19 protein-coding genes, 4 tRNA genes and 2 pseudogenes are annotated in these 21,406 nt (G+C 58.0%); 16 read left to right on the top strand and 9 right to left on the bottom strand.

Annotated elements, in window-relative coordinates; all coding sequences use genetic code 11:
* The first annotated feature begins 42 nt into the window (after positions 1 to 42).
* From csrA to ACA070_RS23115, 4 genes are all read left to right on the top strand, one after another.
* Positions 43 to 231, top strand: a complete 189-nt coding sequence (gene csrA / locus ACA070_RS23130; RefSeq protein ID WP_003178872.1) for a carbon storage regulator CsrA — start codon at positions 43 to 45, stop codon at positions 229 to 231.
* Positions 232 to 293: 62 nt separating this feature from the next.
* Positions 294 to 384: transfer RNA gene (locus ACA070_RS23125), tRNA-Ser, on the top strand.
* A gap of 107 nt (positions 385 to 491) precedes the next feature.
* A tRNA-Arg gene (locus ACA070_RS23120) sits at positions 492 to 568 on the top strand.
* Between the two features lie 71 nt (positions 569 to 639).
* Positions 640 to 716 (top strand) — tRNA-Arg (locus tag ACA070_RS23115).
* Positions 717 to 735: 19 nt separating this feature from the next.
* On the opposite strand, the gene ACA070_RS23110 is transcribed toward ACA070_RS23115, so the two are convergent.
* Entirely contained in the window at positions 736 to 1,254 is a 519-nt protein-coding gene (locus ACA070_RS23110) for a cell envelope protein SmpA (RefSeq protein ID WP_462028292.1), read from the bottom strand.
* Between the two features lie 319 nt (positions 1,255 to 1,573).
* Between ACA070_RS23110 and mgtE the strand changes: the two genes are divergently transcribed.
* Positions 1,574 to 3,016: a magnesium transporter gene (gene mgtE / locus ACA070_RS23105; RefSeq protein ID WP_131059681.1), complete on the top strand. Its 1,443-nt coding sequence runs from the start codon at positions 1,574 to 1,576 to the stop codon at positions 3,014 to 3,016.
* Positions 3,017 to 3,117: 101 nt separating this feature from the next.
* Here mgtE and ACA070_RS23100 read toward each other — a convergent pair whose 3' ends face one another.
* Positions 3,118 to 3,444, bottom strand: a complete 327-nt coding sequence (locus ACA070_RS23100; protein ID WP_003178899.1) for an Arc family DNA-binding protein — start codon at positions 3,442 to 3,444, stop codon at positions 3,118 to 3,120.
* Positions 3,445 to 3,828: 384 nt separating this feature from the next.
* Between ACA070_RS23100 and phnN the strand changes: the two genes are divergently transcribed.
* Positions 3,829 to 4,401, top strand: a complete 573-nt coding sequence (gene phnN / locus ACA070_RS23095; RefSeq protein ID WP_497448480.1) for a phosphonate metabolism protein/1,5-bisphosphokinase (PRPP-forming) PhnN — start codon at positions 3,829 to 3,831, stop codon at positions 4,399 to 4,401.
* Here the strand turns inward: phnN and ACA070_RS23090 are convergent.
* The gene (locus ACA070_RS23090) at positions 4,376 to 4,555 is read right to left on the bottom strand and encodes a PA3371 family protein (protein WP_497448479.1); all 180 of its coding nucleotides are present in this window, start codon (positions 4,553 to 4,555) and stop codon (positions 4,376 to 4,378) included. The two genes, phnN and ACA070_RS23090, sit on opposite strands and share 26 nt — an antisense overlap.
* A gap of 22 nt (positions 4,556 to 4,577) precedes the next feature.
* Positions 4,578 to 4,811, bottom strand: a complete 234-nt coding sequence (locus tag ACA070_RS23085) for a hypothetical protein (protein WP_497448478.1) — start codon at positions 4,809 to 4,811, stop codon at positions 4,578 to 4,580.
* Between the two features lie 290 nt (positions 4,812 to 5,101).
* On the opposite strand from ACA070_RS23085, the gene ACA070_RS23080 reads away from it, so the two are divergent.
* Positions 5,102 to 5,178, top strand: a tRNA-Arg gene (locus ACA070_RS23080).
* Positions 5,179 to 5,534: 356 nt separating this feature from the next.
* Here the strand turns inward: ACA070_RS23080 and ACA070_RS23075 are convergent.
* Together ACA070_RS23075 and ACA070_RS23070 are read right to left on the bottom strand one after the other, a co-directional pair.
* Positions 5,535 to 6,674 carry a nickel/cobalt efflux protein RcnA gene (locus ACA070_RS23075; protein ID WP_497448477.1) on the bottom strand — a complete coding sequence of 380 codons (1,140 nt, stop codon included), beginning with the start codon at positions 6,672 to 6,674 and terminating at the stop codon, positions 5,535 to 5,537.
* A gap of 8 nt (positions 6,675 to 6,682) precedes the next feature.
* Complete coding sequence (locus ACA070_RS23070) at positions 6,683 to 6,958, bottom strand: metal/formaldehyde-sensitive transcriptional repressor (protein ID WP_497448476.1); 276 nt, start codon at positions 6,956 to 6,958, stop codon at positions 6,683 to 6,685.
* A 219-nt stretch (positions 6,959 to 7,177) separates the two neighbouring features.
* Here ACA070_RS23070 and ACA070_RS23065 point away from each other — a divergent pair.
* The 4 genes and pseudogenes from ACA070_RS23065 (at position 7,178) to copD (ending at position 11,237) form a co-directional block, all read left to right on the top strand.
* Positions 7,178 to 8,961, top strand: a pseudogene (locus ACA070_RS23065) (copper resistance system multicopper oxidase).
* A 10-nt stretch (positions 8,962 to 8,971) separates the two neighbouring features.
* Positions 8,972 to 9,859: a copper resistance protein B gene (locus tag ACA070_RS23060; protein ID WP_497448475.1), complete on the top strand. Its 888-nt coding sequence runs from the start codon at positions 8,972 to 8,974 to the stop codon at positions 9,857 to 9,859.
* A gap of 55 nt (positions 9,860 to 9,914) precedes the next feature.
* Complete coding sequence (gene copC / locus ACA070_RS23055; protein ID WP_497448474.1) at positions 9,915 to 10,298, top strand: copper homeostasis periplasmic binding protein CopC; 384 nt, start codon at positions 9,915 to 9,917, stop codon at positions 10,296 to 10,298.
* Positions 10,299 to 10,301: 3 nt separating this feature from the next.
* Entirely contained in the window at positions 10,302 to 11,237 is a 936-nt protein-coding gene (copD, locus tag ACA070_RS23050) for a copper homeostasis membrane protein CopD (protein WP_497448473.1), read from the top strand.
* A 60-nt stretch (positions 11,238 to 11,297) separates the two neighbouring features.
* Here the strand turns inward: copD and ACA070_RS23045 are convergent.
* Positions 11,298 to 11,413: pseudogene (locus tag ACA070_RS23045) on the bottom strand (KUP/HAK/KT family potassium transporter); the annotation flags it as partial.
* 178 nt (positions 11,414 to 11,591) lie between these two features.
* On the opposite strand from ACA070_RS23045, the gene ACA070_RS23040 reads away from it, so the two are divergent.
* Entirely contained in the window at positions 11,592 to 12,131 is a 540-nt protein-coding gene (locus tag ACA070_RS23040) for a hypothetical protein (RefSeq protein ID WP_497448472.1), read from the top strand.
* A 1-nt stretch (position 12,132) separates the two neighbouring features.
* On the opposite strand, the gene ACA070_RS23035 is transcribed toward ACA070_RS23040, so the two are convergent.
* On the bottom strand, positions 12,133 to 15,078 hold the full coding sequence (locus tag ACA070_RS23035; RefSeq protein ID WP_497448471.1) for a CheR family methyltransferase: 2,946 nt from the start codon (positions 15,076 to 15,078) through the stop codon (positions 12,133 to 12,135).
* A 202-nt stretch (positions 15,079 to 15,280) separates the two neighbouring features.
* On the opposite strand from ACA070_RS23035, the gene ACA070_RS23030 reads away from it, so the two are divergent.
* The 4 genes from ACA070_RS23030 (at position 15,281) to ACA070_RS23015 (ending at position 20,574) form a co-directional block, all read left to right on the top strand.
* Positions 15,281 to 16,885: a response regulator gene (locus ACA070_RS23030; protein WP_497448470.1), complete on the top strand. Its 1,605-nt coding sequence runs from the start codon at positions 15,281 to 15,283 to the stop codon at positions 16,883 to 16,885.
* Positions 16,882 to 17,574, top strand: coding sequence for a sensor histidine kinase (locus ACA070_RS23025; RefSeq protein WP_497448469.1), 693 nt, complete (start codon positions 16,882 to 16,884; stop codon positions 17,572 to 17,574). The genes ACA070_RS23030 and ACA070_RS23025 overlap by 4 nt, the downstream gene beginning before the upstream one ends.
* A gap of 311 nt (positions 17,575 to 17,885) precedes the next feature.
* Positions 17,886 to 19,127: a glutamine synthetase family protein gene (locus tag ACA070_RS23020; RefSeq protein ID WP_497452009.1), complete on the top strand. Its 1,242-nt coding sequence runs from the start codon at positions 17,886 to 17,888 to the stop codon at positions 19,125 to 19,127.
* A gap of 70 nt (positions 19,128 to 19,197) precedes the next feature.
* Positions 19,198 to 20,574, top strand: a complete 1,377-nt coding sequence (locus ACA070_RS23015; RefSeq protein ID WP_497448468.1) for an MFS transporter — start codon at positions 19,198 to 19,200, stop codon at positions 20,572 to 20,574.
* 65 nt (positions 20,575 to 20,639) lie between these two features.
* On the opposite strand, the gene ACA070_RS23010 is transcribed toward ACA070_RS23015, so the two are convergent.
* Positions 20,640 to 21,383 carry a flagellar brake protein gene (locus tag ACA070_RS23010; protein WP_497448467.1) on the bottom strand — a complete coding sequence of 248 codons (744 nt, stop codon included), beginning with the start codon at positions 21,381 to 21,383 and terminating at the stop codon, positions 20,640 to 20,642.
* Positions 21,384 to 21,406 lie beyond the last annotated feature (23 nt).

The raw sequence follows: 21,406 nt of genomic DNA, 5'->3' as shown, positions 1-21,406 counted from the left end.
GCAGACTGTTGTCCCTGAAATGAAATGCGTGAGGAGAAAGGTATGCTGATTCTGACTCGTCGGTGCGCAGAAAGCCTGATTATTGGTGATGGCGAAATCACCGTGACCGTGCTCGGCGTCAAAGGAAATCAAGTGCGTATTGGCGTTAACGCACCTAAAGAGGTTGCGGTTCACCGTGAGGAAATCTACTTGCGGATCAAGAAAGAGAAGGACGACGAACCAAGCCATTAATTTTTATCGTTTTTTATGTTTGCAAACGGGGAAGAAGCTGGTTAATATACGCCCCGTGTTGCGGAGAGCTGGCCGAGTGGCCGAAGGCGCTCCCCTGCTAAGGGAGTACACCTCAAAAGGGTGTCGGGGGTTCGAATCCCCCGTTCTCCGCCATTATTTGCGTAGTACGTTGTAATCTGGCTTTTTCGGTAAGTGTTTGAAATTACTAGAAAAAGTGCTTTACATAGAGATTAGACGGCCTATAATGCGCGGCAACAAATGCACTCGTAGCTCAGCTGGATAGAGTACTCGGCTACGAACCGAGCGGTCACAGGTTCGAATCCTGTCGAGTGCACCATTTAAGAGTTGTTTGCAGTAATGTGAATGACTTGGCTCCAACCAGTTGTGATCTGGTATAAAAACACAAATGCACTCGTAGCTCAGCTGGATAGAGTACTCGGCTACGAACCGAGCGGTCACAGGTTCGAATCCTGTCGAGTGCACCAAACACCAAAAAGCCCGCGTTTAACGCGGGCTTTTTGCCGTCCGGGATTTGGCTTTTCCCTTGGTACATCCTTTCTCATCGAACTCGACGTGTGCGCTGCGACCTCGCTTGATGTCGTACCGGTAGCTAGTTGCAGAATTCCTGATACTGATCTTGTCCGGTTTGCCCAGAGCGCTCTCGACGTCCTGTTGTGTCATGCCGGCGACTATCCGTTGATTGATGATTGCTTCGCGGCGTTCCTTGGCGGTCATCAGGTTTCCACACTTGTCCTCAGGCTGGCCGACAACGGTTGGTTCATTCCTCCTGGTTTTCGTTGCGGGAGTCTCCCGGGCATCAGCCTCTGGCATGAGCGCTATTGGATTGCCGGGCATGAAGGTGCGCACATCCTGAAGAGAGAGGCTCTCACCGTCCGTGCAGCTCAGCGTAGTGAAGGTGAGGCGACCGTCGGGTGCTTCGCAGCGGTGAATGGTGGCTGCATGCAATCGGGGCGAAAGGCAGAGCAGGGCAAGCAGTAAAAAATAAACAGTAATCGATGGCATCAAACGTCCTCCATGACGGTCCATGTCAGGGTAGCCGCTACATTTTTCGACGGGGGTGTGTTTTCTTTTCAGAATGAGTCGTCGCAGTTGGAGAGATCAGGACTGCACTCAGCTTTGTCTTGCAACCGCTTGTTTCAGCCACGATTTATTAACGTTTAAAACCGTCGGGCGGTGTATCATTGCGCCCGTCAGCCCCGCCGGGGCTTGTGGAATACCTCCATGGACTTACCCAGTAGTTACTCAGTATCCCGTTTTTCCAATCATGAATTGACTGATTGATCCTTCCGGCGTGCCCCGCTGCTGGGAGTGGAGTTCGCCTATGTCTGAAGTTGAAGTAAAGAAAACGCAGGAAAGCTTGCAGGACCGCCTCGCTCAAGTCGTTGAGCTGCTGCAACGCCAGCGGGTGGTCGAAGACCTGACTCATCGCCAGGAAGGTCCGCATCACGAGCGGGTCGAGAACCTGGTTCACCGGCAAAACCTCGTCGAGCTGCAACGCAAGCTTGATGATCTGCACTCCGCCGACGTTGCCTACATCCTTGAAGCCCTGCCGCTGGACGATCGTCTGACGCTCTGGCAATTGGTCAAGGCTGATCGCGACGGCGACATCCTCCTCGAAGTGTCCGACTCGGTTCGTGAAACCCTGATCGCCGACATGGACGATCATGAGCTCCTGGCTGCGGCCAAGGACATGGACGCCGACGAACTTGCTGACCTGGCTTCCGAGCTGCCGCGAGACGTCGTCCACGAGCTGATGGAAACCCTCGACGGTCAACAGCGTGAGCGCGTCCGCTCCGCGTTGTCCTATGACGAGGAGCAGGTCGGTGCGTTGATGGACTTCGAGATGGTGACCATCCGCGAGGATGTCAGTCTCGAAGTCGTTCTGCGTTACCTGCGTCGTCTCAAGGAGCTGCCGGGCCACACCGACAAACTGTTTGTGGTCGACTACGACGGCGTGCTCAAGGGCGTACTGCCGATCAAGCGTTTGCTGGTCAACGACCCGGAAAAACAGGTTTCAGAAGTCATGGCCAGCGACCCGGTGAGTTTTCACCCGGACGAGGACGCCTACGACGCCGCTCAGGCCTTCGAACGTTACGACTTGATCTCGGCGCCTGTGGTCGACAAGAACGGCAAGCTGATCGGCCGTCTGACCATCGATGAAATGGTCGACCTGATCCGTGAAGAGAGCGAGAACGAAGTTCTCAACATGGCGGGTTTGCGCGAAGAAGAAGACATTTTCGCCTCCGTCTGGAAATCCCTGCGTAACCGTTGGGCCTGGCTGGCGGTCAACCTGATCACCGCGTTCATCGCATCCCGGGTGATCGGCCTGTTCGAAGGCTCCATCGAAAAACTGGTCGCGCTGGCGGCATTGATGCCGATCGTTGCCGGTATCGGTGGCAACTCGGGCAACCAGACCATCACCATGATCGTTCGCGCCATGGCGCTGGACCAGGTAAGCACCGGTAATACATCACGACTGATGCGCAAAGAGCTGGCCGTCGGTTTGATCAATGGCCTGGTCTGGGGTGGCGTGATTGGCGTCGTGGCCTATCTGCTTTATGGCAGTTGGTCACTGGGCGTGGTGATGACCGCCGCCATGACGCTTAATCTGTTGCTTGCGGCGTTGATGGGGGTTTTGATTCCAATGACCCTGGCGCGGCTGGGGCGCGACCCTGCGATGGGCGCCAGTGTGATGATCACCGCCATGACCGACAGCGGCGGGTTCTTCATCTTCCTCGGGCTGGCGACGATTTTCCTGCTCTGACCTGCCTGCTTTTATAAACCCGCCAACCGGCGGGTTTTTTATTGGCAAATTTCAGGCAAAAAAAAGCCAGCGATTATGCTGGCTTGAGCTTTCGGGTTGAATCAGGAAGCGTCTGCGGCCATTTCGGCGTCATGGGCAATCAGCGAAACAAGTGCATTTTGCTGACGGTGAGAGAGTTGGCGGAAGCGTTGCAGCAGTTCACGTTCGTGCAATGACAGCTCCGGGCTGTCCAGGCGCATGCTCAATTCTTCGCCCAGTGCACCTTCCTGAATAAGACTCTGCTCAAGGCGCGCAATGATTTCGGAGTTCATGCTGCGATGATGATTGCGAGCCACCTCGGCAATGCGTTCACGCATTCCGTCTGGCAGACGTACGACGAACTTGTCAGCCGTACGGCTGGAATAAATTGCCTGTTTCAATGGGCGCATATATTTAACCGGTTAGTTCAGGGGAGCGGTTCTCGGGATTGGCCGCAGGATGTCTGATACGACAAGCTTTCTGGCCAAATGTTCAACCTGAATTGATAGAGGCTCGCATCATGCCTCAAAGCAGCCAGATCATTGGCGTCAATTCTGTGACAAATATTGAACCGGGTAAAGGCTTTATGCCAGCACCCTTTTCAGAAATGCGGACTGGTTTGAAATCTTTGCCCACGTCCGTATAGCTGACCGCGTTCTCTGTCCGTCAGGTGATGCCCGTAGACGCCTGAAGGTGCATTCTATGCGGATTCGATCTTTGGTCCTTACCTTATACAGGATAGTGGCAAATGGCCGATTTACTAGGGGGAAACCCGCAATGGGGGATGATTCAGGATGGATGGCAGGTTGATTTACTTGATGGGACCGTCAGGATCCGGCAAGGACAGCCTCATCGAAGCGGCGCGCCAACCCTTACGCTCGATGAGCGGCGAAGTGGTGCAACGTGTCATCACGCGCTCCGCTGAATCAGTGGGCGAAGACGCCATCGGAGTCTCCCGCGAGGAGTTCGCGCAACGTCGAGACAGGGGTGACTTCGCGATGTCGTGGCACGCCAATAGCCTTGATTACGGTATTCCGATCCAGATCGACCATTGGCTGAAGGACGGCCGTCATGTGTTGGTCAACGGCTCTCGCGGTCACCTTGCGCAGGCGCTGAAACGCTATCCCACGCTGCTGCCGGTGCTGTTGACGGTCAAGGATGAAGTGTTGCGCGAGCGGCTGCTGCGACGTGGCCGTGAGAGCGTTGAGGAAATTGAAGCAAGATTGCGCCGTAACGGGCTATTTACGGTTGACGACTCACTCGGTGACACGCAAATCCATCAACTCGACAACTCTGGCGAACTTGCTGTCACCGTTGACCATCTTCTGAATTTGCTGAAGCTCAGCGTAAAACCGGATCGAACTTGATTTTGCGCCCGACAATCAGCGCCAGCACGAACAGCGCGCCGAAAACGCCGCAGGCAATCAGGGGCAGGGTGGCGACCGCATCCGGAACCAATGACAAATGAACAATGCCGCTCAGTAAGGCGAGGATCAAAAATCCTGCGGCTGATTTGGACATGCTGTGCTCCTGATAGGGTGATTCAAAATACCAAGCGTTCCGAAGACTGCGATACCCGCGGATAATTTTCCTGGCTCACGTCCTGGCCAGCAAAGCTGCGCTGATCATTCATGACGGCCAATTGCGGGGCTTTTTGCAGCTGGAGGTAATGGGGCATCCGTTGCGTTACCTGCACAGCGTCGTTCTCGGGGATAAAATGAGAGCCCAGCAGAACGGTAAGGGCGATCGCATTCGAGAGTAAAAGGACGCTGTTCATGAGGCTGACCTCGGTTGTTCGTGAGAACAGCTAAAGCAGCCCGCGTGCCAAGAGTTTAACGGCTATTAAATCCTTTAAAAACAACGAATTAACTGATTGTTCAAAGAGGTCGTCATTGCAAATTGCAATGGTGGCATTTTGAGAGGATGCAATTTGCACGGTAAATTAAGCCACGGAGACGAAGGGCATCTGCCTACACTTAAAAAGCCCTACGGACGACATGACAAAATCAGGCCTGCCCGTTAACATGCACGCCGTCCCTCGCACCGCATTCCTTGCGGGCGATCTGTGTCTCAGTAGCTCAATTGGATAGAGCATCCCCCTCCTAAGGGGAAGGTTGGCAGTTCGAACCTGCCCTGGGACACCATTTAAATCAATGAGTTAGCGATTTTTTCGATTGGTTCTCTGATAGTGCTTTCCATTTAGTCCCCACTTCTTCACGTGTTCAGCTTTGCAGTTGCGCGAAAACGGTGCTCACAACTGCGATCGGGGTCAGCTTCATACGACTTTTTCTTGCGGTATTGGGTCGAATGCGCTGCACAGCGACGTCACGAGCCGCCGCGACCGGACCGCGCTCAGTGTTGTCGCCGATGTCATCACGTTCCGCCCACGCGTTCGACTCGACGCTCTGCAGCGAAAGGCCTAACTGGCGATATCGCCGACCCTGAATTAAGCCAGCATTCCCGGCACAAAGTTGAAACAACCAACGAGTCTGATTCCAGACTAGGCAGCACTCAAACCAATCCAGCCGTGAATCCCCACGTAAAGTCCGACACTGATGATCAGCACGCTGGACAGATAAGGCGCGCGACGCGCGACCGCGCCAAGCCAAGGCCAGCGATTGGAAGCTTGTTTAGCGCCAATTGCCGCCGCCGCACCGACGGATACCAAAGTAAGCGCCAAACCAAGGCTGAAACACAGGACCAGCACGCCTCCCAAGGCGACTTCCTTGACCTGAAGGCAGAGCAGTAGAACGGTGATAGCCGCAGGGCAAGGAATCAGACCCCCGGTCAAACCGAACATGATGATCTGGCCAGTGGTGACCTCACGATTGGTAAAGCGCTTACGGATATCATTGGCATGGGCACGCTCATGTGCATCCTGATACCCATCTATCGACAGTTCCAGGCCTTCCAGCTCGGAATGCTCGTGACTGTGTCCGTGCTCCTGATAATCCAGATCGTAATCATGGGAATGGCCCGCATGCCCAAGACTCAAGCGAGCACTAAACTCATGAGGCTCAGGAATGTCGACGGTCGATTCCAGGAAACCTTCGCGCTCTACGAACGAGAACGCTTGAATGCTGCCATCTGAGCGGGTAGTCGTCAGTCGGACCTCTGCCGCTGGCCAGGCATGTCCACTCAACGCCTTCATGCGCCAGTGTGGGGGCATTCCCTTTTCGAAGATCGACAGTTCGATCCGCCCGTGCCCCGTATCAATGTGCTGAGTCTCATCGTGATGACCATGGTCATGGTCGCCGTGGTAGTGATCATAACCGTGCTCGAACTTGAATATCTGTTCGCCGCGCCAGGTACGCCACAGCATCCAGATCGCAATCAGAATGATCAGCGCGGAGGACGCGAGCTGGAAGTACGGTTCAGTAGTTTGAGCGTCCAGTCCTTTGCCCAGATACATGCCACCGATGGCAACCAACCACACCACTGCCGTGTGCGAGAGCGTTGCGGCCAAGCCCAGCAGCACCGCTTGCTTCACCGATCCACGAATGGCGACGATGAACGCTGCCATCATGGTCTTTGAATGGCCGGGCTCAAGCCCGTGCAACGCTCCTAACAGTATCGCGCTCGGGAAGTAGAGCCACGCGTGGGTGCCACCCTGTTGAAGCAGTTCTGCAAAATTTGGCATGACAGGGTCTACTTCGAGTAACGACGGATGGCTTCAAGCAACTCATCGACACCTTTAGCGCGCTCTTCATCGCTCAATTCAGGGTTAGCGACGTGAGCGTGCGCGTGAGCTTCGATAATTTCATCCATCAGACCGTTCATTGCCCCGCGTGTGGCCGCGACAAGATGCAGCGTTTTGGCGCAGTCCGCGTCCGACTCCAGCGCTCGCTCTATGGCCTGAACTTGTCCAGCGATACGTCGGACACGTTTCAACAAGTCGTTTTTTTGCCCATGAACATGCGACATACCATACCCCCCTACCCTATATTGATTCGCATGCTCACCGAGAAACCAGGAATTCGCAAGCCGGCATTTGAGTGGGTCACAGCCAGCTCTGCGGGTGAAGCTGACAAAACTGTAATCTTTGGCTCAGCCTTCTGAAAGGTTGCACCCATTACGCTCTTCATCGAACTTGGCAGTATCTCCTGTTTGCTCTGTCATCCGACTGACTGGGAACAAAGCGCCATGCAACCTGAAACATCAAGACGAACCTTTGTGAAGGGACTCGCCGCTGCCGGGATTCTCGGCGGCCTCGGGCTATGGCGCACACCTGTCTGGGCGATCACCAGTCCCGGCGAGGCGAATGTCCTGGCCGGTACTGATTTCGACCTGATCATCGGTGAAACCCCGGTCAACATCACCGGCAACCCGCGCACCGCGATGACCATCAACGGCGGCATTCCCGGTCCTCTGCTGCGCTGGCGCGAAGGCGACACGGTCACGTTGCGGGTGAGGAACAAACTCAACGCTGATACTTCCATCCACTGGCACGGCATTCTGCTGCCGGCCAACATGGACGGCGTGCCGGGCCTGAGCTTTCATGGCATTGAACCGGGCGGGATGTATGTCTATCAATTCAAGGTCCGGCAGAACGGCACTTACTGGTATCACAGTCATTCGGGGTTTCAGGAACAGTCCGGCGTTTACGGCCCATTGGTGATCGATGCCAGGGAGCCGGAGCCGTTCCAGTACGACCGCGATTACGTGGTGATGCTGACCGACTGGACCGACGAAGACGCGGTCGGTTTGATGAAGACGTTGAAAAAACAGTCGGACTACTACAACTACAACAAGCGCACCGTGGGTGACTTCATCCACGACGTCAGTGAAAAAGGTTGGGGCTCCACGGTCGCAGATCGAAAGATGTGGGCTGAAATGAAGATGAACCCCACGGATCTGGCCGACGTCAGCGGCGCGACTTACACCTACTTGATGAACGGCCAGTCGCCCGACATGAACTGGACGGGGGTGTTCCGGCCCGGCGAGAAACTGCGCCTGCGCTTTATCAACGGCTCCGCCATGACCTACTTCGACGTACGCATTCCCGGCCTGAAAATGACGGTGGTCGCCGCAGACGGTCTGCACGTCAAACCGGTGAGCGTCGACGAGTTTCGCATCGCGGTGGCGGAGACATTCGATGTGATCGTCGAGCCGACCCAGGACGCCTACACCTTGTTCGCTCAGTCGATGGATCGCACTGGCTATGCCCGTGGCACGCTGGCGGTGACGACGGGTGTGTCCGCACCGATACCACCACTGGACCCGAGGCCGCTGGTGACCATGGATGACATGGGTATGGGCGGTATGGATCACGGCGGTATGGGCGGCGCGGCGACATGGCGGGCATGGATCACAGCCAGATGACGGGTGTGGACCACCGCTCGATGCAAGGCATGGACAGCATGTCCGGCATGGATCACAGCGGTATGGCTGGAATGGGCGAAATGCAGTCCCACCCCGCGACGGAAAGCAACAATCCACTGGTGGACATGCAAGCCATGACCACCTCACCCAAGCTTGATGACCCTGGCCTCGGCCTGCGTGACAACGGTCGTCGCGTCCTGACCTATTCCGACCTGCGCAGCACCTTCGAAGACCCGGATGGCCGCGACCCCGGCCGCACCATAGAACTGCACCTCACTGGCCACATGGAAAAGTTCGCCTGGTCATTCAACGGCGTGAAGTTCTCCGATGCCGAACCCCTGCGCCTCAAGTATGGCGAGCGGGTTCGGGTGGTGCTGGTCAACGACACGATGATGACTCACCCCATCCATCTGCACGGCATGTGGAGCGATCTCGAAGACGAAAACGGCCAGTTCATGGTACGCAAACACACCATCGACATGCCGCCAGGCTCACGGCGCAGTTATCGGGTGACCGCCGACGCGCTCGGCCGCTGGGCCTATCACTGCCACCTCCTGTATCACATGGAAATGGGCATGTTCCGTGAAGTTCGCGTGGAAGAATGAGGCGCTACCCATGATCAGGATCACTCCGATTTCTTTGGCGCTCGTGACCGCGAGCCTGACACTTTCCTCGGCAATGGCCGCCACGGACGACATGCAGAACATGGATCATAGCCAGATGCAGGGCATGGACCACAGCCAGATGCAAAGCATGGACGACGGCCAAATGCAGCCTGCCGCGCCTACCGAAAGCCGCACGCCGATTCCGGCATTGACCGATGCCGATCGCGCCGCCGTGTTCGTCAGCCCGGGTGGGCATAACGTGCACGACTCCGCGCTCAATACGTACTTCCTCGCCGACAAACTTGAATGGCAGGACGCCGATGACGGCAGCACCCTGGCCTGGGATATCTCAGGCTGGATCGGCGGCGATATCGACCGCCTGTGGCTGCGCTCCGAAGGCGAACGTACCAACGGCAAGACCGAAGATGCGGAAGTCCAGGCACTGTGGGGCCACGCCATCTCCCCGTGGTGGGACGTGGTAACCGGCGTTCGGCAGGATTTCAAACCCGGCGACCCGCAAACCTGGGCGGCGTTCGGCGTGCAAGGCATGGCGCTGTACAACGTTGAAACCGAAGCCACGGCGTTCATCGGTGAAGGTGGCCAAACCGCCGCGCGACTGGAAGGCGACTACGACATCCTGCTGACCAACCGACTCATTTTGCAGCCAACCGCCGAACTTAATTTTTACAGCAAAAACGACCCGCAACGAGGCATCGGTTCTGGCTTGTCTAACACTGAAGCGGGCCTTCGCCTGCGTTATGAAATCCGCCGGGAGTTTGCGCCTTACATCGGCGTGACCTGGAACCGCACCTACGGCAACACCGCTGATTATGCTATGGACGACGGAGAGGATCGCAGTGAGGCACGTCTCGTCCTTGGTGTTCGGCTGTGGTTCTAGAGCGCGTCAACTAACAATCACAATAATTACCGCTTGAAGCGGTGAGAGGCCTTGTATGCGATTAATCAAAACCACCGCTGTTGCCATCGCACTTTCTAGTGCACTGCTTATGAGCACGTTCGCTCAGGCGCACCCGAAATTGCTCTCCTCCACCCCGGAGGAGGGCGCGGATGGTGCGGCCCCCGGCAAGATCGAACTGCACTTTTCCGAAAACCTCATGACCCAGTTCTCTGGCGCGAAACTGGTCATGACCGAAATGCCCGGTATGGCCCACTCCCCGATGCCCATGAAGGCCAAAGTCTCTGGCGGCAGCGACCCGAAAATCATGGTTATCACGCCGCTCTCTCCATTGCCCGCTGGTAGCTATAAAGTCGAATGGCGCGCGGTGTCATCGGACACTCATCCGATCACCGGCAACGTTTCGTTCAAAGTGAAGTAACTGATGAGCGATTGGGCCAGCATTGCCCTGCGCTTCGGCTTGTACCTAGATTTGATGCTGCTCTTTGGCGTGGCGCTTTTCGGGTTGTACAGCCTGAAGGGACGAGAGCGAGTGTCGGGTGCCGTGTTGCCGTTTCGGTCTATGTTGGCGGGGACGACGGCGCTGGGTGTGCTGGTGTCTGTCGCCAGCATGGTAGTGATGGCGAGCGTTATGAGTGGGGAGTCGGACTTCGCTGAGCTGCGTCCGCATATTGAAATGATGGTATTCGAGACGGACGTAGGGATTGCCTGGGTCGTTCGAATCATCGCGTTAGTTGTTGGCAGTTTAGCGGTGATGCTCAACCAACGTGCGCCTGGCGTCAGCTTGTTGGTCGCAGCTATTGCCGGCGGTATCGCCCTGGCCAGTCTTGCCTGGAGCGGTCACGGGGCGATGGATGAAGGCAGTCGTCGTTATTGGCATTTTGCGATGGACATATTGCACCTGCTGGCGGCAGGCGCCTGGCTTGGTGCATTAGTCGCTTTTGCCAGAATGACAATGCTCGACAAGCTGCAAAGCGAAGAGAGCATCAGTTTGCTGGCCCGGGCCGTCAACCGATTCGAATCGGTGGGCGCTTTGATCGTAGTCGTCATCACGGTCACAGGAATCGTGAACTACTTGTTCATCGTGGGCCCAAAACTCGATGCCGTGCTTCTAAGCACCTACGGGACTTTGCTGATCATCAAAGTGGTGTTGTTTGCCGGGATGCTGGTGCTGGCCGCACTGAACCGATTTCACCTTGGCCCGCTTTTGGAGCGGTCGTTGCGGGAGGGGGAATATCGAGTGGCGGCTGATGCGTTAAGGCGCAGCGTGTTGGTCGAGTTATCGACAGCGGTTTTGATTGTGGGGCTAGTGGCTTGGTTGGGAACGCTAATGCCCGATATAGAGATAACATCCAAATAGCGTTGCCAAAATTCGTCCATCATCGTTATTGCGAGCGAGCAGGAGCTTGACCTCCTGCTTGGCCATGGGTACGTCGGGCTCCTCCATGAAACCAAAGTGCAGACAGCTTCGGAAAAAGCCTTCGCCAAAAGCGTCAACCTCAAACTGGCGTTCCGCAGCACCCGAGGACTGTCTTCGGAGGTTGGCAGTTTGAACCTGCCCTGGGACACCACTTGTTTTTCAGCATCGCGCTGTAAAAAAGCCCCTCCGGAGAAATCCTCCAGCGGGGCTTTTTTGTGCGGTCAACCCGACGACCTACATGGCAAGTGCGGCATTGCTGTGCCTTACTCCTCGTACCACTCAGGGAGCGAAGCGATGCGACGCAGAGGTGCACAGTTCTGGTTATGGACCAACACTCGGCTACCTCTCCACGTCCATGAAGAAGTGCTCAGCGACGGTGTGCAGGTCGAAGTGCAGGCGCGGATCACTCATGAGGGCATTACACAGGTATTCATTGGTATTTATGCTGACAGTGGCTGGGCAATTTGCGAGGAGTTTCACGAAAGGACGGTGGGCGAATATTACTGCGTAGCGTTGCAGTGGGGCGCTCAACGGGCAAGAGAACTGGTCGCGGACACTCAGGCGTTTGTCGCGCCGCATCGGGTGCAGTTGACGTTGGCGACGGTGATCACCGATGAGCCGACGCTGGCGCTGCGGCGGATGGAAATGACGGATCGGGAGCGATTGAAGATCCGTTCCGAAGATGCCTGGTCGGAATACCTGGCTGCCAAGTTGGCGATGCTTGAGCTGATGCGCGCCACCAAAGTCGATCCCACGATCTGGGCGGACCACAAGGAGCGACTGCGGCAGGCGATTGATCGGCGCGTCTGTGTGCAACGCGCCTATTTGCGCTGACTCATTCGGCCAGCTCCTGGCTCTGTTCTTCATGCTGACGTTTGTGCCCGGTCAGGTCCCGGGCGATCTTCACGTAGCCCTGCAGGTTATCGCCGCTGAGCAGGGTCACCTCGCCGCTGCAATAGAACCGGCTGCCATCCTTGCGCAGGTGCCAGCGTTCGTCTTCGCTGCGGCCGTGGGTGCGAACCGCCAGCAATTCGTCTTCAGGCGCACCGGCGGCGCGGTCTTCGGCGGAGAAAATAAAATCGTAGTAAGCGCCTTCGGCCTCGCTCTTGCTGTAGCCGAAAATCAGCTCGGCGCCCTTGTTCCAACTGGTGATCACCCCTTGTTCGTCGAGGGTGATGATCGCGTAATCGCGGGTGCTTTCAGCCACCAGGCGCATGCGTTCTTCGCCAAGGCGCAGTTCTTCTTCGGCCGCCCGGCGTTTGGTGATGTCGATGAACGTCAGCACCGTGCCGTCGATATGATCTTCGCTGGAGCGGTAGGGCAGCAGGCGGGCGATGTACCAGCGGTTGTCGGTGCTGCTGACTTCGCGTTCGATCATGTTCAATGACTCGAACACCAATGCCGCGTCGCCCACCAGCTCTTCGTAGTGCAAGCGATGGGTGATGTCGAGCAGCGAGCGGCCGGTATCCACCGGCAACATGCTGAAGATGTCAGTGGCGCGTGGCGTGAACCATTTGATTCGCATGCTGCGGTCGACGAACACCGTGGCAATGTCGGTCGAGGCGATCAGGTTGGTCAGGTAGTCGTTGATCTTGTCGGTTTCTTCGACTTTGGTCTTCAGCTCTTCGGTGGCCGAGCGCAGTTCTTCGTTGATTGCCTGCATTTCTTCGTTGGAAGCCTTGAGCTCTTCGCTGGAGACTTCCGATTGTTCGAGGGTGTCCTGCAAGTGCAACTTGGTGCGCTGCAGTTCGCGCTCAAGGTTGGACAATACCTGGCTTTCGGTTAGCAGCAGGATGGTGGCGGCCTGTTCGGAAGGATCGACTTCGGCCTCTTCGAAAATCACCAGGACGAACTCGCCGTCCGACTCATCGTCCTTATAAGGCTGGGCCATCAGGTCGACCTTGTAGCGTCGATTGTCACGGCTGATGGGCACCGCGCGGGATTTCACTACCAAACCGCTCTGCTGGACCTGAAACAGCGTGGTGCGGATTTCAAGGCGTAATTCCGGAAGGATCAGCGTCAGCAGGTTACGCGACAACTCGCCGCCAACATGGCGCAGGAAACGCCCGGCGCTTTCACTCATGTGCAGGATGTCGGCGTTGGCATCGACAATCATGCTCGGTGGCGCCGCGCGCTCGAGCGCGCGCTGATGAATGTCGCCAAAGGACAGCTTGCGCTGCACCGCGCTTTGCGGCGCCTCGCGGGAAACATTGGTGCGCACGTAACCACCGCGCGGCATGGTCGGGGTGTGTCGGCTATTGGCTGTACCGGTCTTGGCGCGGAAGATCCGGTTACGCTTGTCTACCGGGGCGAACAGCTCGTGGCAAGCATCGGCGCTCTCGGAAGTCCCCAGGAACAGGAAGCCACCCGGGCGCAGCGCAAAATGGAACATTTGCAGGATTTCACGCTGCACTTCGCGATCCAGGTAGATCAGCAGGTTGCGGCAAACGATCAGGTCAATCTGCGAGAAGGGCGGGTCGGATAACAGGCTGTGTTTGGCAAACAGGACCTTTTCGCGGATCTCCTTGCGAATCCGGTAGTGGTCGTCTTCCTTGACGAAGTAATGCCGCAGGCGCGTCGGCGGCACATCGGTCACGATCGCTTGCGGGTACAGACCGGCTCGGCCGATGCTGATGGCGCGCTCGTCGATGTCGGTGGCGAACAGTTGCAACGAGGCTTTGCTGGTGTCCAGTTGCAGCTGATCATTGAGCAGCATCGCCAGGCTGTAGGCTTCTTCCCCCGTGGAACAGCCGGCCGACCAGACGCGGATTTCTTCTTTCTCGGGCTGCGCTGACACGGCGGCACTGACCAGTTGCGGCAGCACGTCCCGTTCCAGGGCTTCGAACGCCTCGCGGTCGCGGAAGAAATTGGTCACGCCAATCAACATGTCGCCCAGCAGGGCTTTGGTTTCTTCGGGGTTGTTTTGCAGGTAGCGGAAATAGGCGCTCAAGTCGGGTTGGGCCGTGACCTGCATCCGACGCTCGATCCGCCGCAACACGGTCGCGCGTTTGTAGTGCTTGAAATCATGACCGGTGCCGGTGCGCAGCTGGATCAGGATGTCGTGGAGCATTTGTTCGGCGAGCGCCGCGTCACGCTCGGACACGGACGCGAAGGTTTGCAGTTCCGGGTCGTTGGCGGTGAGCAGGCTGATTTCCTGCGAGTTTTGCCACAGCTCCAGCAGCTTTTGCGGCATTTCCACCACCGGCAACACCAGATCGACATTGCCGGTCTCGATGGCGGCGCGGGGCATGCCGTCGAACTCGGCATCTTCCGGCGCCTGGGCCACGGTAACGCCACCGTGTTCCTTGATGCGCGACAACCCGACCGCGCCATCGGAACCGCTGCCCGACAGCACCAGGCAGAAGGCGCGTTCACGGTGGACTTCGGCCAGGTCGCGGAAGAACAGGTCGATTGAGGCGTGTTGCCCCTCGCGCGGGTCGTTGCTGCTGACCTCAAGCACACCGTCACTCATCGTCAGCCGCTGAGCCGGTGAAATGACGTAGACGTGGTTTTTCTCGATACGCACCGTCTCGGTGACCAGCAGGACCGGCATCCGGGTCGATTCCTGGATGATTTTGTCAGCGAGGCTCTGTTGATCGGGCGACAGGTGAAGAATGATTACGAAGGCCATGCCGTTGTCGTGCGGCATGTTTTCGAAAAACAGTTTGATGGCTTGCAGTCCGCCCGCCGACGCGCCAATGCCGACCACCGGGAAGTCCAGGTTGCTGGGGCTCAGGGCCTTTCGCTCTGGATCTACGGACGGTGGGGGAGTGGTGGTCATGACTTCAGCCTTTATCGGCGACGGGGGAGTCGAGTTCAAGAGGAGGTAAACGCGCTCCAATGAAGCAGGATAATCCCGTTTTTCAATAACACCCTCAAATATTTAGAGACACTTGAACGGCGGGATTTCTCAAGGGAACGGCACTACTGGCCGATAACCCGAACGGTCATGGTCTTCTTCTCAAATTGCCTGGAAATCTTCGATGCTGTCGTATCACCAAAAGAGTTTTCTGATCGTCGATGATTTCTCGGATTTCCGCAGTTCCGTCAGGTCCATGCTGCGTGAACTGGGGGTCAAGGACGTCGACACCGCGGATACCGGTGAGCAGGCGCTGCGCATGTGTTCGCAGAAGGCCTACGATTTCATCCTGCAGGATTTCCACCTTGGCGACGGCAAGAAGAACGGCCAGCAAGTCCTCGAAGACTTGATGATCGAGAAGCTGATCAGCCATGAAAGTGTGTTCGTCATGGTCACCGCCGAAACCAGCCAGGCCATGGTGCTCAGCGCGCTGGAACACGAGCCTGACGCTTACTTGACCAAGCCGTTCAACCGTTCAGGCCTGGCCCAGCGCCTGGAGCGTCTTGAACAACGAAAGAATTTGCTCAAGCCGATCCTGCAAGCGCTCGATCGTGGCAAGCCGCTCGAAGTGCTCAATGCCTGCATCGAGCTGTGCAAAAAAGACATCCGTTACTCGCCGCTGTGCCTGCGTTACCGCGCGGACGCCTTGCGCGACCTGAATCAGAACGAAGCGCTGGAGCGCCTATACGACAGCATCATTGCCGATCGCCCCTTGCCGTGGGCGTTTGCCGGGCTGGGCAAGTTGCTGTTCAAGCGCGGCCAGGTCAGCCAGGCCAAAGGCATCTACGAAAAAGCCCTGAAAGTGTTTCCGATGATGCCGGCGCTGTATGACGGCATGGCCGATGTGCTGGTGGTCGAAGGGGATAACAAGGGCGCGCAGAAAGTATTGGAAGAGGCGATTCGCCTGTCGCCGCTGGCCGTGCGTCGGCAAGCGCTGCTGGGCAAACTGGCGATGGCCAACGAAGATTTCGACACGGCCTCCAAGGCGTACCGCCAGGCTGTTTCCCAAGGCGCGCAATCGCGCTTCAAGGATGCCGAAAGCAACCTCGGCCTGGCTCACGCCTTGATCAGCAAAGGCAGCGAGAAAGGTCTGGATACCCGCACCCGACTGGAAATCAACACGACCCTCAGTCTGGTGGCCAAGGAAAACCCCAGCGATCCCGGCCTGCAGATTCGTGCGCGACTGATGAAAGCCACCAGCTTGTTGCTCAACGACGCCGAAACCGCCGAGAAGCTCACCGAGCAGGCGATGATGCGACTCGATGGCATGGAGCAGTTCATGAGCGCTGAAGCGGCGCTGTTGGTGGCCAAGCAGCTGCAAATGCTTGGCCAGGCGAGCGCCGGTGCGTCGATGCTGAAAAACTGTGCGGAAATCTACGGTGACGATCCGGTGGTGATGCAAGGCATCGCCAAACTGACCGATGACCCGACGATTCTCAGCCAGAGCAACGCGGCCTCCGAACTCAACCGTCAAGGCGTGCAGGTGTACAAGACCGGCAACCTGGCGGAAGCCCGGGCGGTGTTTCGCAAGGCCCTGCACATGCAGCCGAAGAACATCAGTATCGCGCTGAACATGGCGCAGTCGCTGCTGCACGGCACGGACACCAGCGTGCCTTCGGCCGAACTTGACGAGTGTCGGTCCTGCTTGAAACTGGTCGGCATGATGCCCGACACCGACGCGCGTTATCCGCGCTACCAGAAACTGAAAATCAAGGCGTTCAGCGGATGAGCCAAGACAACTCTGCACTGGATTTTTCCACGGTGATTGCCTCCACCGTGCACGACATGAAGAACTCGCTGGCCATGCTGATGCAGGCCCATAGCCAATGGCTGGCGCGCTTGCCGGATCCGGAGCAGCAAAGCCCGGAGCAGGGCGTCATCGAGTACGAGTTCGCTCACCTCAACGGCATGCTCGTGCAGTTGCTGGGGCTGTACAAACTGGGCGTCAATCAGATGCCATTGCAGCCGGCCTACCATGATCTGGATGATTTCCTCGAAGCGCAGTTGGCCTGTCATCAAGAGGTGTTCGCCAGTCGCGGCATTGTCGCGACCTATGAAGTCGACCCGTTGAGCCCCCTGGGTTTCTTCGACCGGGAGCTGGTTGCCTCGGTGCTGGCCAACACCATCACCAACGCCATTCGTTACGCCCGCCAGACGCTGCTGATCAGCGTCAGCGATGAGGACGGTCAATTGGTGCTGACCATCAACGACGATGGCGACGGTTACCCAGCCGGGATGATCGAGCTTCAGTCGGATTATGTGCAGGGCATCAACTACAGCAGTAGCAGCACCGGCCTGGGCTTGTACTTCGCCGGACGGATCGCCGCGCTGCACCAGCGCAACGGCGTGGGCGGGCGCACCCGAATCAGCAACGGCGGCCCATTGGGCGGCGGTCTGTTCAGTCTCTACCTCCCCTGATAAACACGATCCTATGTAGGAGCTGTCGAGTGAAACGAGGCTGCGATCTTTGCTTTTCAAGATCAAAAGATCGCAGCCTCGTTTCACTCGACAGCTCCTACGAGGAGGAACGTGATTTCTTTGTGTGCGCTGCTTGATATTCCGAACAGGCGGAGCCTATTTTGTACGGGTCGCCGTTCGCGGCTCGCACAATTACAAAGGATTGCGTCATGACAACCGATGGCCAGCGTTCACTCGCGCAGCGATTGACGGGCATTGATGAGATTGAATGTGTCACGCCGGATTTGAACGGCGTGCCCCGTGGCAAGGTAATGACCGCCGAGGGGTTTCTCGAGGGACGGCGTTTGCAGATGGCGCGGGGTGTGCTGCTGCAATGCATCATGGGCGGATACCCGCCAGCACGATTTTACGGCAGCGATGATGGCGACCTGGCGCTGGTGCCTGACCCTGCGCACATCCACCGCTTGCCCTGGAGCGATCAGCCGCGGGCAATGGCCATTTGCGACGCCGATGAACTGACCGGCGAGAGCTCGAAGCTGTCGACCCGTGGTCAACTCAAGGCGGTCATCGCGCGTTACGCGGCCCTGGGCCTGGCGCCGGTGGTGGCGACCGAGCTGGAGTTCTTCGTGTTCGCGCCCAATCCCGACCCGACGCAACCGTTCCAGCCACCGCTGGGCCTGGACGGTCGGCGTGAGGAAGGGCATTCGGCGTTCAGTGTCAGTTCCAACAACGGCTTGCGGCCGTTCTTCACTGAGGTCTACGCCTGCATGGCGGCCCTGGGCTTGCCACGCGACACCTTCATGCACGAGATGGGCGTCAGCCAGTTCGAGATCAACTTGCTGCACGGCGATCCATTGCTGCTGGCCGACCAGACGTTCCTGTTCAAACATCTGCTGAAAGAGGTCGCGCTCAAGCACGGCCTGACCGTGGTCTGCATGGCCAAGCCGCTGGCGCACACGCCGGGGAGTTCGATGCACATTCACCAGAGCATCGTCGAGATCGGCAGCGGCCGGAACGTGTTCAGCGACGAGGCCGGTCAGCCGACGGCAACCTTCCGGCATTTCATTGGTGGCCAGCAGGCCGGGATGGCGGATTTCACCGCGCTGTTTGCGCCGAACGTGAATTCCTATCAGCGCTTGTGCCATCCGTTTGCCTCGCCGAACAATGCCTGCTGGTCCCACGATAACCGGGCCGCCGGATTGCGCATTCCGGCCAGTTCACCGGCCGCTCGTCGGGTCGAGAACCGCTTGCCGGGGGCCGACGCGAATCCGTATCTGGCGATCGCCGCCAGCCTTGCCGCCGGTTTGCATGGCATCGAAAACCAACTGGAGCCGAGCGAGGCGATCCAGGGTGAGTTCGAAGTCCCGGATAATCTTTCGTTGCCGTGTACCTTGCACGCCGCTCTTGAGCGTCTGAAACGTAGTCAATTGGCGAAGGAACTGTTTGGCAAGGAGTTCATCGAAGGCTACGTCGCTTCGAAGACCATGGAGTTGACCAGCTTCTTTGATGAAATTACTCCCTGGGAGCGCCGTGTCCTGGCCACCCAGGCCTGACGACCTGTCGTCTTCGGGCTATCTTTTCGGATAGCCCGTTTCTCACCGCAAGGAGCCGCTCGGAACGCCGATGCGCCAAATCTGGAAACCTTTTCGAGCGCTTTATTTTGCCTCGCTGATGATGTTGATCGGCTCAGGCTTGCTGAGTACGTACCTGGGCTTGCGCCTGGCGGCGGATAACGTCGACAGCCTGTGGGTCGGTGCGTTGATGGCGGCCAACTATTTCGGCCTGGTGCTGGGCGGCAAGATCGGTCACCGACTGATCGCCCGGGTCGGGCACATTCGCGCCTATTCAGCCTGCGCCGGGATCGTCGGCGCGGCCGTGCTTGGCCACGGCCTGGTCGACTGGCTGCCGGCCTGGATATTCCTGCGGGTGATCGTCGGCCTCGGCATGATGTGCCAGTACATGGTCATCGAAAGCTGGCTGAATGAGCAGGCCGAAGCGTCGCAGCGCGGCACGGTGTTCAGCGGCTACATGATCGCTTCTTACCTGGGGCTGGTACTCGGTCAGTTGATTCTGGTCATGCACCCGGCCTTGGGCCTGGAACTGCTGATGCTGGTCGCCCTGTGCTTTGCGCTGTGCCTGGTGCCGGTGGCCCTCACACGTCGTATTCACCCGGCACCGCTGCATCCCGCGCCGATGGAACCGCGGTTCTTCATCAAGCGGGTACCGCAGTCATTGAGCACGGTGCTGGGGGCGGGGCTGATCATTGGCTCCTTCTACGGTCTGGCGCCGCTGTATGCCTCGCAGCAAGGGTTGTCCACCGAGCAGGTCGGTCTGTTCATGGGTAGCTGCATTTTTGCCGGATTGCTGGTGCAGTGGCCGTTGGGCTGGCTGTCCGACCGTTATGACCGGGCGCTGTTGATCCGCTGTTTTGCGGTGGTCCTGGCCCTGACCGCGTTGCCGCTGGCAATCATGCAGCAGGTACCGCTGGAGGTTCTGTTTGTCGCCGGGTTCTTCTGTTCGCTGGTGATGTTCTGCCTGTATCCGCTGGCGGTGGCGTTCTCCAATGACCACGTCGAAGGCGATCGTCGCGTGTCCCTGACCGCAATGTTGCTGGTGACCTACGGCGTTGGCGCCAGTATCGGGCCGTTGGTGGCCGGTGTGCTGATGAAGCTGTTTGGCAGCCACATGCTGTATGCCTTCTTCAGTTTCTTCGCGTTGGTGCTGGTGTGGCGGATCCGCCCGAAAGCAGTCACCAACCTGCACCAGGTCGAAGATGCGCCGCTGCATCACGTGGCCATGCCGGACAGCATGTCGAGTTCACCGCTGGTGGCGTGCCTTGACCCGCGGGTCGATGAACAGGTGGTGCAGGACCAGATGCAGAACCCGATCAACCCTGATCCGGAGCCCGAACTCGAACCCGAGCCGGATCCCGAAACCGATCCACCGCCAGAAGACCCGGATGCAGGTCGCGAGCAAAGCTTTACCGAGGCCAGGCCTTAAAGCTGGCGCATAAAAAAACGGGCAGTCACCGCAAGGGACTGCCCGTTTTTTGTTGAAGCGTCGTATCAGAGGTCGTCTTTATCGAAGCGGCGTGCTTCACGCTGGAGCTGATAGACGAATCGCTCGACCTGACGCTGCACCAGTCCGCTCATGTTGTGGAAGCGGATGCCGGCGAAGGTGGTGGAGATTCTTTCTTCGAAGTGCAGGTAACGCAGTTCCACCGGCGCAGTCATGCTGCCGAACGGCAGATCGGCGATAAAGCGGTCGTAGACCTGACCCAATTGCAGCCTGGCGGTGATGTCACCTTCAAAGCGCAGCTTGCAGCCAGTGGCCGAGATGTCCAGCAGCTTGCCTCTGATCGGGAACTTGAGCTTTTCACCGCCCAGTTCGACATCGACCAGTTGCGCCAGCTTCAACGCAGCCCGGAAGGCATTGCGGCGCTGGTGGTAGACCACTTCATCGGGGAGGGTGCCACGGTAGCAGCGATCACCGGATTCATCGATGGTCAGCAGGCCATTGCTTTCCCAGGCAATGCGCACGCCGTCGTGGAAACCTTCAACCCGAAACGACTCGCCGGCCAGCAGATAACGTTCGCCGTCGCGAGGCACCATTTCGTCCAGGGCAATGCTGTTGCCGTCACGGTCGACGTCCACCAGATAGCTCTGGAAGCGCTGGCTGCGTTCGTGGAACGTGATGATCAGCGGGTCATGGCTCTCTTGCAGCTGCCGCAGACTACCGGCGATCTCCATCGGCGTGGATAGCACCTTGGGTGGCTGCGGAGCATCTTCCGCGTTTAAGGCATTGAACACGGTTCATCATTCTCCAGACAAAA

The organism is Pseudomonas sp. LBUM1678, assembly GCF_059695575.1.
Note: the sequence above shows the minus strand (reverse complement) of the source record. Positions and strands in the feature narration are given on the sequence as shown.

Coding starts and splice junctions, on each gene's coding strand:
- ACA070_RS23070 (WP_497448476.1), bottom strand. CDS start 6,958: ATGTCGCATGTTCATGGGCAAAAAAACGACTTGTTGAAACGTGTCCGA.
- ACA070_RS23025 (WP_497448469.1), top strand. CDS start 16,882: ATGAGCCAAGACAACTCTGCACTGGATTTTTCCACGGTGATTGCCTCC.
- ACA070_RS23110 (WP_462028292.1), bottom strand. CDS start 1,254: ATGCCATCGATTACTGTTTATTTTTTACTGCTTGCCCTGCTCTGCCTT.
- ACA070_RS23090 (WP_497448479.1), bottom strand. CDS start 4,555: ATGTCCAAATCAGCCGCAGGATTTTTGATCCTCGCCTTACTGAGCGGC.
- ACA070_RS23060 (WP_497448475.1), top strand. CDS start 8,972: ATGATCAGGATCACTCCGATTTCTTTGGCGCTCGTGACCGCGAGCCTG.
- mgtE (WP_131059681.1), top strand. CDS start 1,574: ATGTCTGAAGTTGAAGTAAAGAAAACGCAGGAAAGCTTGCAGGACCGC.
- ACA070_RS23020 (WP_497452009.1), top strand. CDS start 17,886: ATGACCGCCGAGGGGTTTCTCGAGGGACGGCGTTTGCAGATGGCGCGG.
- copD (WP_497448473.1), top strand. CDS start 10,302: ATGAGCGATTGGGCCAGCATTGCCCTGCGCTTCGGCTTGTACCTAGAT.
- ACA070_RS23040 (WP_497448472.1), top strand. CDS start 11,592: ATGCGACGCAGAGGTGCACAGTTCTGGTTATGGACCAACACTCGGCTA.
- phnN (WP_497448480.1), top strand. CDS start 3,829: ATGGATGGCAGGTTGATTTACTTGATGGGACCGTCAGGATCCGGCAAG.
- ACA070_RS23085 (WP_497448478.1), bottom strand. CDS start 4,811: ATGAACAGCGTCCTTTTACTCTCGAATGCGATCGCCCTTACCGTTCTG.
- copC (WP_497448474.1), top strand. CDS start 9,915: ATGCGATTAATCAAAACCACCGCTGTTGCCATCGCACTTTCTAGTGCA.
- ACA070_RS23015 (WP_497448468.1), top strand. CDS start 19,198: ATGCGCCAAATCTGGAAACCTTTTCGAGCGCTTTATTTTGCCTCGCTG.
- ACA070_RS23100 (WP_003178899.1), bottom strand. CDS start 3,444: ATGCGCCCATTGAAACAGGCAATTTATTCCAGCCGTACGGCTGACAAG.
- ACA070_RS23075 (WP_497448477.1), bottom strand. CDS start 6,674: ATGCCAAATTTTGCAGAACTGCTTCAACAGGGTGGCACCCACGCGTGG.
- ACA070_RS23035 (WP_497448471.1), bottom strand. CDS start 15,078: ATGACCACCACTCCCCCACCGTCCGTAGATCCAGAGCGAAAGGCCCTG.
- ACA070_RS23030 (WP_497448470.1), top strand. CDS start 15,281: ATGCTGTCGTATCACCAAAAGAGTTTTCTGATCGTCGATGATTTCTCG.
- csrA (WP_003178872.1), top strand. CDS start 43: ATGCTGATTCTGACTCGTCGGTGCGCAGAAAGCCTGATTATTGGTGAT.